Origin of the sequence: Roseateles sp., assembly GCF_044373315.1 — a bacterium.
Lineage (GTDB): Bacteria > Pseudomonadota > Gammaproteobacteria > Burkholderiales > Burkholderiaceae_C > JACDQM01.
On sequence record NZ_JBILQK010000020.1, the window covers coordinates 23,327 to 39,333 of the forward strand.

Annotated in this window: 17 protein-coding genes and 6 tRNA genes; 4 read left to right on the forward strand and 19 right to left on the reverse strand. The window is 63.7% G+C overall.

The genetic code is table 11. The features are described 5' to 3' along the window. On the reverse strand, positions 1-354 hold the full coding sequence (locus ACIQ67_RS07105; protein WP_397533663.1) for a DUF1304 domain-containing protein: 354 nt from the start codon (positions 352-354) through the stop codon (positions 1-3). Positions 355-415: 61 nt separating this feature from the next. Here ACIQ67_RS07105 and ACIQ67_RS07110 point away from each other — a divergent pair, with 61 nt between their 5' ends. Beyond that, positions 416-910 carry a MarR family winged helix-turn-helix transcriptional regulator gene (locus ACIQ67_RS07110; RefSeq protein WP_397533664.1) on the forward strand — a complete coding sequence of 165 codons (495 nt, stop codon included), beginning with the start codon at positions 416-418 and terminating at the stop codon, positions 908-910. A 33-nt stretch (positions 911-943) separates the two neighbouring features. Further along, positions 944-1,369, forward strand: a complete 426-nt coding sequence (locus ACIQ67_RS07115) for an organic hydroperoxide resistance protein (protein WP_397533665.1) — start codon at positions 944-946, stop codon at positions 1,367-1,369. A 4-nt stretch (positions 1,370-1,373) separates the two neighbouring features. Here ACIQ67_RS07115 and ACIQ67_RS07120 read toward each other — a convergent pair whose 3' ends face one another. Continuing rightward, positions 1,374-2,303 (reverse strand): asparaginase, encoded by a 930-nt coding sequence (locus ACIQ67_RS07120; protein ID WP_397533666.1) that lies wholly within the window; start codon positions 2,301-2,303, stop codon positions 1,374-1,376. A 90-nt stretch (positions 2,304-2,393) separates the two neighbouring features. Here ACIQ67_RS07120 and lexA point away from each other — a divergent pair, with 90 nt between their 5' ends. Continuing rightward, on the forward strand, positions 2,394-3,098 hold the full coding sequence (lexA, locus tag ACIQ67_RS07125; RefSeq protein WP_397533690.1) for a transcriptional repressor LexA: 705 nt from the start codon (positions 2,394-2,396) through the stop codon (positions 3,096-3,098). Between the two features lies 1 nt (position 3,099). Beyond that, a complete protein-coding gene (locus ACIQ67_RS07130) occupies positions 3,100-3,387 on the forward strand; it encodes a helix-hairpin-helix domain-containing protein (protein ID WP_397533667.1) in 288 nt (95 codons plus the stop codon). A gap of 130 nt (positions 3,388-3,517) precedes the next feature. On the opposite strand, the gene ACIQ67_RS07135 is transcribed toward ACIQ67_RS07130, so the two are convergent. The 17 genes from ACIQ67_RS07135 to truA all read right to left on the reverse strand — a co-directional run bounded on the left by ACIQ67_RS07135 (position 3,518) and on the right by truA (position 15,998). After that, a tRNA-Asp gene (locus ACIQ67_RS07135) sits at positions 3,518-3,594 on the reverse strand. 126 nt (positions 3,595-3,720) lie between these two features. Beyond that, positions 3,721-3,796 (reverse strand) — tRNA-Glu (locus ACIQ67_RS07140). Positions 3,797-3,841: 45 nt separating this feature from the next. Next, positions 3,842-3,917, reverse strand: a tRNA-Ala gene (locus ACIQ67_RS07145). 94 nt (positions 3,918-4,011) lie between these two features. Further along, positions 4,012-4,088, reverse strand: a tRNA-Asp gene (locus ACIQ67_RS07150). Positions 4,089-4,214: 126 nt separating this feature from the next. Continuing rightward, positions 4,215-4,290: transfer RNA gene (locus tag ACIQ67_RS07155), tRNA-Glu, on the reverse strand. A 45-nt stretch (positions 4,291-4,335) separates the two neighbouring features. Beyond that, positions 4,336-4,411 (reverse strand) — tRNA-Ala (locus ACIQ67_RS07160). Positions 4,412-4,503: 92 nt separating this feature from the next. Beyond that, positions 4,504-5,916: a glutamate--tRNA ligase gene (gltX, locus tag ACIQ67_RS07165; protein ID WP_397533668.1), complete on the reverse strand. Its 1,413-nt coding sequence runs from the start codon at positions 5,914-5,916 to the stop codon at positions 4,504-4,506. A gap of 22 nt (positions 5,917-5,938) precedes the next feature. Continuing rightward, positions 5,939-7,183, reverse strand: a complete 1,245-nt coding sequence (locus ACIQ67_RS07170; protein ID WP_397533669.1) for an O-succinylhomoserine sulfhydrylase — start codon at positions 7,181-7,183, stop codon at positions 5,939-5,941. A 2-nt stretch (positions 7,184-7,185) separates the two neighbouring features. Continuing rightward, a complete protein-coding gene (gene purF, locus ACIQ67_RS07175) occupies positions 7,186-8,697 on the reverse strand; it encodes an amidophosphoribosyltransferase (protein ID WP_397533670.1) in 1,512 nt (503 codons plus the stop codon). A gap of 60 nt (positions 8,698-8,757) precedes the next feature. Beyond that, complete coding sequence (locus tag ACIQ67_RS07180; RefSeq protein ID WP_397533671.1) at positions 8,758-9,249, reverse strand: CvpA family protein; 492 nt, start codon at positions 9,247-9,249, stop codon at positions 8,758-8,760. A gap of 19 nt (positions 9,250-9,268) precedes the next feature. Next, complete coding sequence (locus ACIQ67_RS07185; protein WP_397533672.1) at positions 9,269-10,066, reverse strand: SPOR domain-containing protein; 798 nt, start codon at positions 10,064-10,066, stop codon at positions 9,269-9,271. Positions 10,067-10,169: 103 nt separating this feature from the next. After that, on the reverse strand, positions 10,170-11,507 hold the full coding sequence (gene folC, locus ACIQ67_RS07190) for a bifunctional tetrahydrofolate synthase/dihydrofolate synthase (protein WP_397533673.1): 1,338 nt from the start codon (positions 11,505-11,507) through the stop codon (positions 10,170-10,172). Positions 11,508-11,574: 67 nt separating this feature from the next. Continuing rightward, entirely contained in the window at positions 11,575-12,447 is an 873-nt protein-coding gene (accD, locus tag ACIQ67_RS07195; protein ID WP_397533674.1) for an acetyl-CoA carboxylase, carboxyltransferase subunit beta, read from the reverse strand. A 13-nt stretch (positions 12,448-12,460) separates the two neighbouring features. After that, a complete protein-coding gene (gene trpA / locus ACIQ67_RS07200) occupies positions 12,461-13,273 on the reverse strand; it encodes a tryptophan synthase subunit alpha (RefSeq protein ID WP_397533675.1) in 813 nt (270 codons plus the stop codon). Further along, positions 13,270-14,547, reverse strand: coding sequence for a tryptophan synthase subunit beta (gene trpB, locus ACIQ67_RS07205; protein WP_397533676.1), 1,278 nt, complete (start codon positions 14,545-14,547; stop codon positions 13,270-13,272). The genes trpA and trpB overlap by 4 nt, the downstream gene beginning before the upstream one ends. Before the next feature lie 13 nt (positions 14,548-14,560). Continuing rightward, positions 14,561-15,208, reverse strand: a complete 648-nt coding sequence (locus ACIQ67_RS07210) for a phosphoribosylanthranilate isomerase (protein ID WP_397533677.1) — start codon at positions 15,206-15,208, stop codon at positions 14,561-14,563. Positions 15,209-15,212: 4 nt separating this feature from the next. Further along, the gene (gene truA, locus ACIQ67_RS07215; protein WP_397533691.1) at positions 15,213-15,998 is read right to left on the reverse strand and encodes a tRNA pseudouridine(38-40) synthase TruA; all 786 of its coding nucleotides are present in this window, start codon (positions 15,996-15,998) and stop codon (positions 15,213-15,215) included. Positions 15,999-16,007 lie beyond the last annotated feature (9 nt).

The window sequence follows — 16,007 nt, forward strand, 5'->3', positions numbered from 1 at the left end:
TCAGCTCAGCAGCACGGCGGCGATGCTGATCGCCGCCGGTAGCGCCTGCACGAACAGGATCTTGCGGCTGGCCGTGGCTGCGCCGTAGACGCCGGCCACGAGTACGCAGCCCAGGAAAAAGAGTTGCGTCGCAAGGTCTCCGCGCATCAGCCCCCACAGCAGGCCAGCGGCCAGAAAGCCGTTGTAGAGCCCCTGGTTGGCGGCCAGCACCTTGCTGGCCTCGGCAAACTCAGGCGTCAGCCCGAACGCACGCCGGCCGCGCGGCGTCGTCCAAAGAAACATCTCCAGCACCATGATGTAGACGTGCAGTGCCGCGACCAGGGCCACCAGCACGCTCGAGATCGTCAGGTTCATACCAAGCTCCTGGGCTCAAAGCCCTTTTAGATTGTGTGCAATTTAATTGCATCATACATTAATGCCCATGCCACGCACCAAGACCCAGCCCAATCCAGCCCGCGACGCCAGCGCCGACTGGCTGCGGCTGGACCGCCAGCTGTGCTTCGCGCTGTATTCAAGCTCATTGGCGATGACCAAGCTCTACAAGCCTTTGCTTGAACCGCTTGGCCTGACCTACCCGCAGTATCTGGTGCTGCTGGTGCTGTGGGAGCAGGACGGACCGAGCGTGTCGACGCTTGGCGAGCGCCTATCGCTCGACTCCGGCACCTTGACCCCGCTGCTCAAGCGCATGGAAACTGCGCAGCTGATATCTCGCCAGCGCGCCGCCGAGGATGAACGGCGCGTGCATGTATTCCTCACCGAGCAAGGCCTTGCCATGAGGCAGCAGGCCTTGCCCATTCCGGCCAAGCTGGCCTGCGCCAGCGCCTGCTCACTTGAAGAGCTGAGCGCCCTGACCCAGCGACTGCAGCAGTTGCGGCAGCAACTCATTGATGCCGCAGCTCCGCAGCGCTGATACACCACCCCACCCACTCACAGGAGTTAGACCATGGCCCTCGACAAAGTCCTCTACACCGCCCGCGCCACTTCAACCGGCGGCCGACAAGGCAGCGCGTCCAGCTCGGACGGTGCACTCAACGTCACACTGAGCACGCCTAAAGAGCTGGGCGGTCCCGGCGGCAACGGCACGAATCCCGAGCAGTTGTTCGCAGCCGGCTACTCAGCCTGCTTCATCGGCGCGCTCAAGCATGTGGCGATGATGAAAAAGGTCGCCCTGCCAGGCGATGCGTCGATCACCGCGGATGTGGGCATCGGCCCGATCCCGAGCGGCTTCGGCATCCAGGTGGCGATGAGCATCTCCCTGCCTGGCGTCGACCGCGCGGTCGCCCAGGACCTGGTGGATACCGCACACCAGGTCTGCCCCTACTCGAACGCCACCCGCGGCAACATCGACGTCACACTGACGCTCGCCTGAGCCGTCAGACTTCCAGCAGGGCGAGCAGCAGTTCAATGCGCGACTTGACTGGACTCAGCGCCCCGGCGGTCCGCCAGGGCGCTTGAGTGTTCGGCGCCGCAATTACGGCGCCTGAGTCACAGCGCGTGCCGATCACCACCGCGACCCCTTGTGCACTGGCACGCCGCAAGGCGGCCTCCAGGCCTGTAGACAGCGTGCCATTGCCAGTGGCTGCCACGACGATGCCATCGACGCCCTGCGCCAGCAGCGCATCGACCACGCAGCCATCGGCACCGACATGGTTCCAGACGATCTGCACGCGCGGCCACAGCTCAGCAGGCCGGTCAATGCTGGCCAGGCCCAAAGCCGCTTCGTTGGCCGGCCAGGCACCAGTCAGGCGAACCACCCCCTCCTCGACCAGGGCAAGCTGCCCGCCGTCACTCGAAGCGAAGGCATCCAGCCGGTAGCTGTGCACCTTGCGAACCTGCTCGGACCCGTACACCTTGCCGCCAACCACGGTCACGACGCCCCGGGCTGAAGGCAAGGACGCCACACGAACCGCATCCAGCAAGTTCTGCGGCCCGTCGGCCAACAGAGCAGTGGCCGGACGCATCGCGGCCGTCAGCACAACCGGCTTTGTCGGCGCCAGCAGGCGCTGCAGAAAGAAGGCAGTCTCCTCCAGCGTATCCGTGCCATGGGTGATCACCAGCCCCTGCACCTCGGGACGAGCCAGGTGCCCTGCCACTGCTCGAGCCAAGCGCTGCCAAGTCGCGAAGTCCATGTCCTTGCTGTCCAACTGGGCGACTTGCTCGCATTCCAGCGGATAGGTACGCAGCGACGGAACAGCCTGTATCAACTGCTCCACGGCCAACTCGCCGGCTTTGTAGCCCACATTGTCTGCAGCGTCGGCTGCCTGGCCGGCAATGGTGCCGCCGGTCCCAAGAATCACAAGCATGAAGTCTCCCGATCAAAATACTGGATGAGCATACAGATACTGGATATATACTCAGGCATCGCCCATAGCTTGGGTGTCAGCGAGGTGTTTGTGGACGATCAGCCCATCAGCGAAATCCGATTGACCGCCCGGCAGCAGCAGATCCTTGATCTGGTGCGCGAGGCGATAGAGCGCACAGGCGCCCCACCAACGCGGGCCGAGATTGCCGCCGAACTCGGCTTTCGCTCGGCCAACGCAGCAGAGGAGCACCTGCAAGCTCTGGCGCGCAAGGGTGCCATAGAACTGGTCGGCGGCACCTCTCGCGGCATCCGACTGAAGTCTGACACATTGAAGTCGGTGCATCAGGCACGGCTGGCGCGTGAAGCTGCCAATCAGCAGTTCACCCTGCCCATGCCTGGCATTGCCCAACTAACCCTCCCCTTGGTCGGGCGCGTCGCCGCTGGCCAGCCCATTCTTGCGCAGGAGCATGTCGAGCAGACCTACACGGTTGAGGCCGGTATGTTCGCGCGCCGGCCTGACTTTCTTCTGAAGGTCCGCGGCATGAGCATGAAGGACATCGGCATCATGGATGGCGACCTGCTCGCGGTTCAACAAGCCAGGGAGGCCAAGAACGGCCAGATCGTCGTCGCGCGGATCGGCGACGAAGTGACTGTGAAGCGCTACAAGCGCAGCCGGGACGGCATCGCGCTGCTGCCCGAAAACGCAGATTTCAAGCCCATTCTGGTCAATGCAGGCGACGACTTCAGCATCGAAGGCCTGGCTGTGGGACTGATTCGCGCAGAGTTCGGAGGCTGACATGAAGGCGCGCCATTTCGAAGAGTGCTTCACCCTGGAGCAAATCCCGAATGTCGGACCCGCTGTCGCCGCAGATCTGCGCGCGCTGGGTGTTGTTCGACCCAAGGATCTGCGTCGACACGACCCTTATGCGCTGTACCAGCGCTTGTGCCGCCTGAGCGGCCAGCGCCAGGACCCTTGCATGCTCGACACATTGATGGCGGCAGTCGACTTCATGGCCGGCGGGCCGCCAAGGCCTTGGTGGCACTTCAGCGAACGACGCCAACACCTGTACGGATACCACGCCTGAACGTATTTGTGCAGGCAATAGCCAATATCAGCAAGTCCACTTGAGATAACAGATCCGAGGGGCACAGAGTATCTTGCGCCTGCCAACGAAAAAACCCCTGGCGCTTACACACCAGGGGTTTCCTTGTTTTTGGCGGAGTGGACGGGGCTCGAACCCGCGACCCCCGGCGTGACAGGCCGGTATTCTAACCAACTGAACTACCACTCCGCGTGGGATAAGTTTCGCACATTTTCGAGATACTCTCTCGATCAATTGCCAAGCCTTATCAAACTTGCCTGCCTTGCGGCAGATATTCAACCAACATTCCGTCTTCCGACGGACTGCCAATCAAATTGGCGTCCCCTAGGGGATTCGAACCCCTGTAGTCACCGTGAAAGGGTGGTGTCCTAGGCCTCTAGACGAAGGGGACTAATCCTTCTTGACTTGAACCGCGCGCCACCTCAGCCGAAGCCTTTGGTGGAGGTAAGCGGGATCGAACCGCTGACCTCTTGCATGCCATGCAAGCGCTCTCCCAGCTGAGCTATACCCCCGTGAAGCATTTGCTTCGCAAGCGTCGCGCTGTTCAAGCGTATCACTCTCAAAAATACAAACGGCCAACTGAATGGCCGTTTGCTAAGCAAACCTTGGCGGAGTGGACGGGGCTCGAACCCGCGACCCCCGGCGTGACAGGCCGGTATTCTAACCAACTGAACTACCACTCCGCGTGGGATAAGTTTCGCACATTTTCGAGATACTCTCTCGATCAATTGCCAAGCCTTATCAAACTTGCCTGCCTTGCGGCAGATATTCAACCAACATTCCGTCTTCCGACGGACTGCCAATCAAATTGGCGTCCCCTAGGGGATTCGAACCCCTGTAGTCACCGTGAAAGGGTGGTGTCCTAGGCCTCTAGACGAAGGGGACTAATCCTTCTTGACTTGAACCGCGCGCCACCTCAGCCGAAGCTTTTGGTGGAGGTAAGCGGGATCGAACCGCTGACCTCTTGCATGCCATGCAAGCGCTCTCCCAGCTGAGCTATACCCCCGTGAACTGCAGAATTCAGAGAATCAATCTCGTCAGCCTGAGGCTCTTGGTGTTTCGCGCTGTTCAAGCGAGACATAGATTATAGGAGAGTTTTTATGCACTGCGCAAGCGTTCCACAACAATTTCTTTGGCGAACAGTTCAAGCACGGCATCGAGCGATGGAGTTTGGGCACGGCCGCAGACGGCCACGCGCACAGGCATCGCCAACTGCGGCATCTTCAAGCCATGCTCAGCCAGCGTGCTCTTCAACACCGCCTGGATCTCTGACTTGTTCCAAGCCGTCAGCGACGCCAAGCTATCAGCGAGCGAGGCCAGCGCCGGTCGAATCGCGTCCGTCAGATGCGTTGCGGCCTCCTCCGCACTTGGCGTCACCGGCCCGAAGTACATGCCGAGCCAGTCCGCCAAGGACACCGTCGTCGCGCAACGATCCTTGAACAGGGCACACATCGCCTCGAACTGTTCAGCGCTGGCATTGACATCGACGCCGCGGCGATTCAACTGCTGGCGCACAAGCGCGGCCAGACGGGCGCTGTCTGCCAGCTTGATGTAGTGGCTGTTGACCCATTCAAGCTTGGCCGGATCCCACTGCGCCGGGCTCTTCGACAGATGCGTGCCGTCGAACCAGCTGACCATCTGCTCACGCGAGAACAGCTCGTCATCGCCATGGCTCCAACCCAGGCGGGCCAGATAGTTGAGCATGCCTTCCGGCAAGAAGCCGTTTTCCTCATAGGAGGTGACGCTGACCGCCCCGCGCCGCTTGGAGAGCTTGAGCCCATCGTCACCCAGGATGATGGGCAGATGCCCGAAGGCCGGCAATGGCGCAGCCAGCGCCCGGAAGATATTGATCTGCCACGGCGTGTTGTTGATGTGCTCGTCACCGCGAAACACATGCGTGATGGCCATGTCCCAGTCGTCGACCACCACGGCAAAGTTGTAGGTCGGCACACCGTCGGTTCGCTGGATGATCAGGTCATCAATCTCGCGGTTGTTGATGGTGATCGGTCCCTTGACCACATCGTCCCAGGTGACGTCGCCTTCGATCGGATTCTTGAAGCGCACGACAGGCTTCACACCCTCCGGCACCGCCGGCAAGGCTTTGCCCGGCTCAGGGCGCCAGGTGCCGTCGTAGCGGCGCTTCTGGCCGCGGGCATCCTGCGCGGCCTTCATGGCTTCCAGTTCTTCAGGCGTGCAGTAGCAGCGGTAGGCCGTACCCGCAGCGATCATCTGATCGATCACCTCTTGGTAGCGCTCCAAGCGCTGCATCTGGTAGATCGGTCCTTCGTCATAGTCCAGACCCAGCCACTTCATTGAAGCGAGGATCTGATCCACCGAGTCCTGGGAGGAACGGGCCACATCGGTGTCTTCGATACGCAGCACGAACTGGCCACCGTGATGGCGGGCATAGGCCCATGAGTACAGGGCGGTGCGCGCCGTACCCAAATGCAGGAACCCTGTTGGCGAGGGAGCGATGCGGGTGCGGACGGGCTTCTTGCTGGCGTCGTTCATGCGGGAAAGTCTTCTTCGAGGTTCAGTTTGGGAGCGTGCTCAGGCCACGCAGCAGGTCGTCCTGGATGTCAGCCACATGCTCGAGGCCGACGGACAAGCGGATCAGCCCCTGGCCGATGCCGGCAGCTTGGCGCTGCGCCTCGCTGAGGCGACCATGCGAGGTCGTAGCGGGATGGGTGATGATGGACTTGGTGTCGCCCAGATTGGTGGCGATGCTCAGGACGCGCGTGCTGTCGATGACGTGATAGGCACGGGCCCTCGCCTGCTCTGGCGACGCGCCAGACAGTTCGAACGACAGCACCGCCCCGCCCTGTCCGGATTGCTGGCGCATGGCCAGTTCATGTTGGGGATGGGAGCGCAGACCAGGGTAGTAAACCCTCGACACCTCGGGCCGCTCCTCCAGCCAACGCGCCACAGCCAGCGCCTGCTCGCTCTGGGCCTTGAGACGCAGACTGAGCGTCTCCAAGCCCTTCAGCAGCACCCAGGCATTGAAGGGCGAGAGCACCATCCCGGCGGTGCGGATCACCGGACCGAAGACATCGCGCACGAGGTGATTGGGGCCGCACAGCGCCCCTCCCATCACGCGGCCTTGCCCGTCCATGAACTTGGTGGCGGAATGCATCACCAGATCAGCACCCAGCGAAGCCGGGCGTTGCAGCGCCGGGCTGGCGTAGGTGTTGTCCACCACAAGCAGAGCGCCAACCGCATGGGCCATCTCGGCCAAGGCCGCGATATCGCAGACCTCGGTCAAGGGATTGGTCGGCGTCTCGGCGAAGAAGAGCCGGGTGTTGGGCTGAGTGGCAGCGCGCCACTCGTCCAGATCGGTCTGCGAGACAAAGCTGGTCTCGACGCCGAACTTGCCGAACTCCTTGGCGAACAGATTGATCGTCGAGCCGAAGACCGAGCGCGAGCACAGCACATGGTCACCCGCCTTGAGCAGGCCCATGCACATCAGCAAGATAGCGCTCATGCCGCTGCCGGTCGCTACGGCCGCCTCCGTGCCCTCCATGGCCGCCAGCCGCGCCTCCAGGCTGCGCACTGTCGGGTTGCTGGTGCGGCCGTAGGTGAAGTCCTCGGAGTTCGCGAAGCGCCTAGCCGACTCCGCCGCACTGGGCTGGATGAAGCTGGTACTCAGGAACAAGCCTTCGGAGTTCTCGCCATGCTGGCTGGGCGCCAGTGCTGTACGCACAGCCAGCGTCTCGGCGCGCAGGCCTTCGGGCAGGCGTGCACGTGCAATACGCTGCAACTCGTCGTCGTGGCTGCTCATGTTCAGGACTCTTGGCCGCTCTGCAAGGCCAGGCGGGTGCGAGCCGGGCCCTCTTCTTCCTCGCCCTGGCTCTGGCGCTGTTCGCGCAGTGCGGCGAAGTCCTCAACCGACACATCACCGGTGATGTAGTGCCCATCGAAGCACGAGGCCTCAAAGCCAGCCAAGCCCGGATGCAGCGCGGCGACGACGCGCTTCATCGCGTCGACGTCCTGGTAGATCAAAGCATCGGCGCCGATGAACTGGCGGATTTCCTCGATGCTGCGGTTGTGGGCCACCAATTCTTCCTTGGTCGGCATGTCGATGCCATAGACATTGGGATAACGCACCGGCGGCGCGGCAGAGGCCAGATACACCTTGCGGGCACCGGCTTCGCGCGCCATCTGCACGATCTCTTTCGACGTCGTGCCTCGCACGATGGAGTCATCGACCAGCAGCACATTGCGGCCCTTGAACTCCAGGCCGATGGCATTGAGCTTCTGACGCACCGACTTCTTGCGCGCCCCCTGCCCCGGCATGATGAAGGTACGCCCCACATAGCGGTTCTTCACGAAGCCTTCGCGGTAGGGCTTGCCGATCTTGTGCGCCAGCTGCATGGCCGAGGGGCGGCTGGACTCGGGAATCGGGATCACCACATCGATGTCGCTGGGGGGCATGGTCGAGATCAGACGCTGCGCCAGGGTCTCGCCCATGTTCAGGCGCGCCTGATAGACCGAGATGCCGTCCATCACCGAGTCCGGCCGGGCCAGGTAGACGTACTCGAACATGCAGGGATTCAGCACCGGGTTCTCGGCGCACTGCTCGGTGTGCAAGCGCCCCTGGGTGTCGATGAACAAGGCCTCACCAGGCGCCACATCGCGCGTGAGCTTGTGCCCCGTGCCTTCGAGCGCCACGCTCTCGCTGGCGACCATCACTTCGCCTTCTGCCGAGTGGCCGAAGCACAAGGGGCGGATACCGAAGGGATCGCGGAATGCCACCAGGCCATGGCCGGCGATCAGCGCGATCACTGCATACGAGCCCTTGATGCGCTTGTGCACCGCACGCACCGCCTTGAACACGGCCTCGGGGCTGAGCGGCAGGTCGCGCGCCGCCTGCTCGATCTCATGCGCCAGCACGTTCAGCAGCACCTCGGTGTCGCTCTCGGTGTTGATGTGGCGACGGTCGATGTCGAAAAGTTCCTTCTTCAGCGCATGCGCATTGGTCAGGTTGCCGTTGTGCACCAGCACGATGCCAAACGGCGCGTTGACATAGAAAGGCTGCGCCTCCTCTTCGCTGTACGCATTGCCAGCGGTCGGGTAGCGCACCTGACCCAGGCCGGTCGTCCCCGGGAGCGCACGCATGTTCCGCGTGCGGAACACGTCACGCACCATGCCGCGCGCCTTGTGCATGAAGCACTTGTTGCCTTGCATCGTGACAATGCCGGCCGCATCCTGACCGCGGTGCTGCAGCAGCAGCAGCGCGTCATAGATCAGTTGATTGACGGGCGCCTGGGATATCACTCCAACAATGCCGCACATGAACCTGTTCCTTGTCTTGACGAGACCGTCTCTAAAAAACTGTGGCGAGTGCCTGCGCTCTCAGCCCACTGAAATGAATTTCACCACGTCGGCCGGCAGCATGGGGCTCAAGCCCTGCAGCGCCGCCTGAAGCCAAGGGGCCAGCGTGGACGCCTGCCAGGCCTCGGTCCGGGACGCCGGCGTCATGCTGACGCCCAGCACGATCAGCAAACCCAGCAGCAAGGCACGCAGCACACCGAAGCCCGCACCAAGCAGGCGGTCCGGCACGCTCAAGGGCGTTGCATGGATCAAGCTGCGAAGCAGCTTGGCCGCCAGCCCCCACAGCAGCAGGACCAGCATGAAAGAGAGGAGCAGGCTGAGGCCTTGCATCAGCGCCGGATCCAGCCGCCCCTGCGGCAGCAGCGGCAGCAGAATCGGCGCCAGCGGCGAGCAGGCGAAATAGGCCACGACCCAGCCGGCTATCGCCATCACCTCATAGATCAGCCCACGCCACAGCCCAACGAGCACAGACAGAAGCAGCAGGCTCAGCAGCAGCAGGTCGACCCAGGCCATAGCGAATGCCAGCGCCGGCTCAGAGCGTCAGCACGGCGGTGGAAAGACCGCTGCCACGCACCTTGGTCGCAATTTTTTCGGCCTCATCGCGGCTGGGATAAGGACCGAGGCGCACACGTGTTCGCTTGCCGGCGGACGTCTCGACGGTCTGCACATAGGTCTTCAAACCCATGCGCTCAAGCTTCATGCGTGCCTCCTGCGCAGCCTTGCTGTCTGCATAGGCCCCGACCTGCACCACGTATTTGGCACCAGCCGGCGCGGAGGCCGAGGTTTTACCGTCCAGCAGGGACTGCACGCGTGATGACTCAGCGGCAGAAGAAGGCTTGGACTTCGCGACCGCCTTGTCAACGGCCTTTTCAGCCGTCTTCTCCACGGGCCTTTCCGCCGCCTTCTCTGCTGCCTTTTCTGCGACCTTTCCTGTGGTCCTCTCGACTGCCTTTTCGGCCGGCTTCTCCGCGACCTTGGGTGCCGCGTTCTGTGCCGGCAACACCGGCTTTTCTGCTGGAGGAAGCGCGGCCGCGCTCAGCGCACCGGCACCAGCCACGACAGCAGCTGCCTTGACCGCAGAGGCGGCGCCCGTCGCCACAGCGCTTGCGGCAGCGGCTTTGGGTTCAAGCGCAGCATCGGGCGCCGGCGCCGTTGCCTGAGGAATCACCAGTGGCGCAGCGCCCTCCTTGCGCGGAATGTCGATGGGAAGGTCGATCGGAATCGGCCTGGGCTGGGTCTCGAACACCAGCGGAAATCCGATCACCCCCAGGCCGACCAGCACCGCTGCGCCGATGAGTCGACGGCGCGCCCGCACGCGCAACTGCTGCACCGACAGTTCCGCCGAGGCCTTGGCCGAGGGCGATGCCTTGCGTTGGAAAAAGGACAGCAAACCCATGGCAGCAATGGCTCAGAAACTGGGGATTGGATGGGGATCAGGGCTGGCCGGTGGCACCGGCACTCGCCAGACGCGGCAGGCCGTTCTTCAGCACACCGCCCACGGTGTAGAAGGAGCCGAACACCACGATTCTATCAGCGGGGTCGATGCCGGCTGCGGCGGCTGACAAGGCCTGCAGCGGGGTGGAATGGCAGACCAGACTCACGCCAGCAGGTGGCTTGATCAGGCCGAGTCCACGCAAGCGCTCGAACTCGGCCGCCAAGTCTTGCGCCTTGGCCGCGCGAGGCAGCTCAAGGTCTGTGAAGTGCCAGACGTCAATCAGCGGCGCGATCCGCTCGAGGATCTGCGCAAGGTCCTTGTCGGCCATTGCGCCGAACACCGCATGGGTGCGCGGGAAGAATCCCATCTGGTCCATATTCTGCGCCAGCGCCGCCACCGCATGCGGGTTGTGCGCCACATCCAGCACCAGCGCCGGCTGCCCCGGCACGACCTGGAAGCGCCCCGGCAGCTCAACGAGGGCCAGCCCGGTGCGCACCGCCTGAGCACTGATCGGCAGGCGCTGATACAGCGCCTCGAATACGGCCAACACGCCGGCCGCATTCAGCAACTGGTTGACGCCGCGCAGCGAGGGATAGGCCAAGCCGCTGAAGCGCTTGCTTTGCCCCACCCACTGCCACTGCTGGCGATCGCCGCTGTAACTGAAATCCCGCCCCAGCTGACGCAGATCGGCGCCGATGGCAGCGGCGTGTGCTGCCACACTGTCAGGCGCCATCGGGTCGCTGCATACCGCCGGTCGGCCCGGCCGCATGATGTGGGCCTTTTCCCGGCCGATGCTCTCGCGATCCGGGCCGAGGTATTCGACGTGGTCGATGTCGATGCTGGTGATCACGCTGCAATCCGCATCGATGCAGTTCACCGCATCCAGCCGCCCGCCCAGGCCGACCTCCAGAATCACCAAGTCCAGCGGCTCAGCCGCCAAACGGTGGAGGATGGCCAGGGTGGTGAACTCGAAATAGGTCAGCGCCACATCACCGCGCGCCGCCTCCACCGCCTCGAAGCTCGCCAACAGCGAGTCAGCGTCCACCGGTGCGCCCGCTACGCGGCAGCGCTCCTGGAAGTGCACCAGATGCGGCTTGATGTAGAGACCGACCCGGTAGCCGGCCTGCAGCGCGATCGACTCCAGCATCGCGCAGGTCGAGCCCTTGCCGTTGGTACCGGCCACCATCACTACCGGGGCCTCGAAGCGCAGGCCCAGCGCGTCGCGCAGGCGATTCACGCGCTCCAGCCCCATGCTGATTTCCTTGGGGTGCAGGCGCTCGCAATGGGCCAGCCAGTCGTCGAGGCGTTGTTGGGCGCTGGGGGTCGTCGTGCTCATGGGGACTCGCAGAAAACAGCACGGCCAGACCGTTGCGGGCCTGGCCGTGGGGCTTTGGGGTTCAGGTTCAGGCCACCGCGTCGGAGCTTTGGCGCTGCAGCATGGCCAGCTGGCGGGCGATGGTTTCGCGCAGTTGGCGGCGGTCAACAATCATGTCCACCGCACCCTTCTCAACCAGGAATTCAGCACGCTGGAAGCCCGGCGGCAGCTTCTCGCGCACGGTGTTCTCGATCACGCGCGGGCCGGCAAAGCCGATCAGTGCCTTGGGCTCGGCAATCACGATGTCGCCGACAAAGGCGAAGCTAGCCGAGACCCCACCCATGGTCGGGTCGGTCAGCACGCTGATGTAAGGCAGCTTGGCTTTGGCCAGGCGGGTCAGCGCCGCATTGGTCTTGGCCATCTGCATCAGCGAGAGCAGGCCTTCCTGCATGCGCGCCCCGCCGGTGGCGGTATAGCAGATGAAAGGCGTCTTCTGCTCGATGGCGGTCTCGACGCCGCGCACGAAGCGCTCGCCGACCACCGAACCCATCGAGCCACCCATGAAGTCAAACTCGAAGCAAGCCACGACTACGGGCACGCTCATCACCGCGCCGCCCATCACGATCAGCGCATCAGTCTCCCCGGTCGACTCCAGCGCTTCCTTGAGCCGGTCGGGATACTTCTTGCTGTCCTTGAACTTCAGCGAGTCGACCGGCAGTACCTCCTGACCGATTTCGTAACGACCTTCACCGTCCAGAAAGGCGTCCAGGCGTGCACGCGCGCCGATGCGGTGGTGGTGGCTGCACTTGGGGCAGACGTTGACGTTCTGCTCCAGATCGGTCTTGTAGAGCACCGTCTCGCAGGACGGGCATTTGATCCAGAGACCCTCGGGCACCGTGCGGCGCTCGGTCGGGTCGCCTTGCTGCATCTTGGGCGGCAGAAGCTTCTCAAGCCAACTCATCTTGCAGACTCCTTTAGGTTTGTCTTGGCAGGGCGTCGAGCGCAACGCGGATCTCGCGGATGAACTCAGCCCCCTTGGCGGCGACATTATCGCGTGTCTCCACCTCCAGCAACTGAACCAGGCGCGAACCGATCACGACCGCGTCCGAAACCCGCGCCACGGCCTGGGCCGTTGCCGCATCGCGGATACCGAAACCCACCCCCACCGGCACCGAGACATGCTTGCGGATGCGCGGAATGACCTGCGCCACCGCATCCGTGTCCAGATGGCCGGCGCCGGTCACACCCTTGAGCGACACGTAGTAGACATAGCCGCTGGCCACTTTGCCAATGCGGGCCATGCGCTCCTCACTCGACGTAGGCGCCAGCAGGAAGATCGGATCGAGCTCGACCGCGCGCAGCTGCTGCGCGAAGGCCTCGCACTCCTCGGGCGGATAGTCCACCACCAGCACGCCGTCGACACCGGCCGCCTTGGCGTCCTTGACGAAGCGCTCGATGCCGTAATGCTCGATCGGGTTGGCATAACCCATCAGCACCACCGGCGTGCTCGCATTCTTGTCACGGAAGGCGCGCACATAGGCCAGCACATGACTCAGGCCGATGCCATGTGTCAGGGCCCGCTCGGCGGCGCGCTGGATCACCGGGCCGTCAGCCATCGGATCGGAAAACGGCACGCCCAGCTCGATCACATCGGCGCCGGCCTCTGCCATCGCCAGCATGAGCTCGACGGTGGTTTCCGGATAGGGGTCGCCGGCATGCACGAAGGGAATCAGCGCCTTGCGGCCCTCGCTTGCCAGCTGGGCGAAAGTGGCTTGAATGCGGCTCATGGCTGGCATCCCTTCACCACCGAGACAACGGCCTCGCCACCCTTGACGGATTGGCCCTTGCAGGACGGCCGACAGTAGAACTCGGCATGCGACAGGTCGGCAACGGTGCCGATGTCCTTGTCGCCACGGCCGGACAGATTGACCAGCAACTGCTGATCCGGCCGCATGGTCGGCGCGATCTTCATGGCGTGGGCGACCGCATGGCTGGACTCCAGCGCCGGGATGATGCCTTCGGTGCGGCACAGATGGTGGAAGGCTGCCAGCGCCTCCTGGTCGGTGATACCCACATACTCGGCCCGGCCGATGTCCTTCAGATAGGCATGCTCGGGGCCGACGCCGGGGTAGTCCAGACCGGCGGAGATCGAGTGCGTCTCGGTGATCTGGCCATTGGCGTCCTGCAGCAGATAGGTGCGATTGCCATGCAGAACGCCGGGCGTGCCGGCCGTCAACGTGGCCGCATGCTTGCCGCTTGCCATGCCCTCGCCTTCCGCCTCGACGCCGATCAGGCGCACACCTTCATACGGGATGTAGGGATAGAAGATGCCGATGGCGTTGGAGCCGCCGCCCACGCAGGCGATCACCGCATCGGGCTGCTTACCAATCATCTGGGGCATCTGCATCAGGCACTCGTCGCCGATGATGCGTTGGAAGTCGCGCACCATCATCGGATACGGATGCGGTCCCGCCACCGTGCCGATGATGTAGAAGGTCGACTCGACGTTGGTGACCCAGTCGCGCATCGCCTCGTTCAGCGCGTCCTTGAGCGTCTTCGAGCCAGACTCCACCGGCACCACGCGGGCGCCCAGCAGGTTCATGCGATAGACATTCGGGCTCTGGCGCTTCACGTCCTCGCTGCCCATATAGACCACGCATTCCATGCCGTAGCGCGCGCAGATGGTGGCGGTGGCCACGCCGTGCTGGCCGGCGCCGGTCTCGGCGATCACCCGCTTCTTGCCCATGCGCTTGGCGAGCAGGGCCTGGCCGATGGTGTTGTTGATCTTGTGCGCGCCGGTGTGGTTCAGGTCTTCGCGCTTGAGGAAGATCTGCGCACCGCCCAGCTCACGACTAAGGCGGTCAGCGTGGTAGATCGGGCTGGGACGACCGACGAAGTGCGCGAGCTCCTTCTTGAACTCGGCGATGAACTCGGGGTCGCGACTGTAGTGCTCGTAAGCCTCGTTCAGCTCATCGAGCGCGTGAACCAAGGTTTCGGCAACGAAACGGCCGCCATAAGGACCGAAATGCCCGCGGGCATCGGGTTGCTCGTACTTCAACATGAAAGGATTCTCCTCAGGAGGATTCTGTGGCGGCGAGGCGCCGGTCCGCTTCACGGACGGCCTCGCAGAATTGGCGCATCAGCACGGCGCTCTTGAGGCCCTTGGCCTCCTCGACACCGGAGCTGACGTCAACGGCCCAAGGCCGGACGCCCAGAATCCCTTCGATCACATTTCCGGCATGCAACCCACCAGACAAAACGACTGGAGAGGGCACGTTTCGTGGAATGAGTGACCAATCGAAGACCTTTCCGCCGCCGCCATAGCCCTCGACATGAGCGTCGAGCAGCAGGCCTTGGGCGCTGGAGAACTGTTGGGCGAAGTCTAGCAAATCGAAGCCCTCGCCCATGCGTGCCGCACGCAGAAAAGGTCGCCCGACCCGCTCGCAGTCCGCCGGCACCTCGTCGCCATGGAACTGCAGCAGCATGTTCGGCAGCGCGGCCAGCGCGTCATCGAGTAGCGCCTGCTCGGCATTGACGAACAGGCCCACCGGCGTGACGAAGGGCGGCAGCAGGCGCGCCAGCGCGCGAGCGCGCTCAGGCGTCACCGCGCGCGGGCTCTTGGCGTAGAGGACAAAGCCGATTGCATCGGCGCCGGCCTCGACTGCCGCGGCCACATCGGCCTCGCGCGTCAGGCCGCAGATCTTGATTCGGGTGCGTGTCATGGTCTCAGCCCGGCAGCCAGTCCATGGCGGACGTGTGCTCGGGCAGTATCAAGTGAGCATCGTAGTAAGGGCCGACAAAATAGAGACCGTCGGGCGCAAAGGTGGGCGCCGCCACTTTGCGGTCTCGGGCCGCCAGCACTTCGGCAAGCCATGGCACCGAGCGCGTCCCGCTGCCGATGGCGATCAGGCAGCCCATGATGTTGCGCACCATGTGGTGCAGAAACGCCGAGGCATCGAACTCGAAACGCCAGTAGGCACCGCGCTTGTAAATCTCGATGGCGCGCAGTGTCTTCACCGGCGAAGCGGCCTGGCACTCGGCAGAGCGGAATGAGGAGAAGTCATGCTCACCCAGCAGAATCTGTACCGCTGCGCGCATGGCCTCACCGTCAAGCGGTCGGAACACCCAGCCCGCGCCACCGCTCTCGATCGCCGGCCGCACGGCGGACTCCAGCAGAAGATACGCATAGCGCCGACCGCGCGCGTGGTTGCGTGCGTGAAAGTCCGCCCCCGGGAACGCGCACCACTGCACCGCGATGTCAGGCGGCAAATAGCGGTTGGTGCCACGTATCCACGAGAACGGCTCGCGCTCGACCTCGGCATCGAAATGCACCACCTGGTTCAGCCCGTGCACGCCGGCATCGGTGCGTCCAGCGCAGATCGTGCGCACCGGATGGGCAGCGAACTGGCTCAGGCCGGCCTCGAGCGCGTCTTGCACCGTGCCGCCGCCTGGCTGGCTCTGCCAGCCCTTATAGGCGGAGCCGCGATAGCTGATGCCCAGCGCCACTCTGATCGTCACGAA

What these genes read in the sequence shown, in the direction of transcription:
- ACIQ67_RS07105 (WP_397533663.1), bottom strand. Translation starts at nt 354, where the DNA reads ATGAACCTGACGATCTCGAGCGTGCTGGTGGCCCTGGTCGCGGCACTG.
- ACIQ67_RS07110 (WP_397533664.1), top strand. Translation starts at nt 416, where the DNA reads ATGCCCATGCCACGCACCAAGACCCAGCCCAATCCAGCCCGCGACGCC.
- ACIQ67_RS07115 (WP_397533665.1), top strand. Translation starts at nt 944, where the DNA reads ATGGCCCTCGACAAAGTCCTCTACACCGCCCGCGCCACTTCAACCGGC.
- ACIQ67_RS07120 (WP_397533666.1), bottom strand. Translation starts at nt 2,303, where the DNA reads ATGCTTGTGATTCTTGGGACCGGCGGCACCATTGCCGGCCAGGCAGCC.
- ACIQ67_RS07130 (WP_397533667.1), top strand. Translation starts at nt 3,100, where the DNA reads ATGAAGGCGCGCCATTTCGAAGAGTGCTTCACCCTGGAGCAAATCCCG.
- gltX (WP_397533668.1), bottom strand. Translation starts at nt 5,916, where the DNA reads ATGAACGACGCCAGCAAGAAGCCCGTCCGCACCCGCATCGCTCCCTCG.
- ACIQ67_RS07170 (WP_397533669.1), bottom strand. Translation starts at nt 7,183, where the DNA reads ATGAGCAGCCACGACGACGAGTTGCAGCGTATTGCACGTGCACGCCTG.
- purF (WP_397533670.1), bottom strand. Translation starts at nt 8,697, where the DNA reads ATGTGCGGCATTGTTGGAGTGATATCCCAGGCGCCCGTCAATCAACTG.
- ACIQ67_RS07180 (WP_397533671.1), bottom strand. Translation starts at nt 9,249, where the DNA reads ATGGCCTGGGTCGACCTGCTGCTGCTGAGCCTGCTGCTTCTGTCTGTG.
- folC (WP_397533673.1), bottom strand. Translation starts at nt 11,507, where the DNA reads ATGAGCACGACGACCCCCAGCGCCCAACAACGCCTCGACGACTGGCTG.
- accD (WP_397533674.1), bottom strand. Translation starts at nt 12,447, where the DNA reads ATGAGTTGGCTTGAGAAGCTTCTGCCGCCCAAGATGCAGCAAGGCGAC.
- trpA (WP_397533675.1), bottom strand. Translation starts at nt 13,273, where the DNA reads ATGAGCCGCATTCAAGCCACTTTCGCCCAGCTGGCAAGCGAGGGCCGC.
- trpB (WP_397533676.1), bottom strand. Translation starts at nt 14,547, where the DNA reads ATGTTGAAGTACGAGCAACCCGATGCCCGCGGGCATTTCGGTCCTTAT.
- ACIQ67_RS07210 (WP_397533677.1), bottom strand. Translation starts at nt 15,208, where the DNA reads ATGACACGCACCCGAATCAAGATCTGCGGCCTGACGCGCGAGGCCGAT.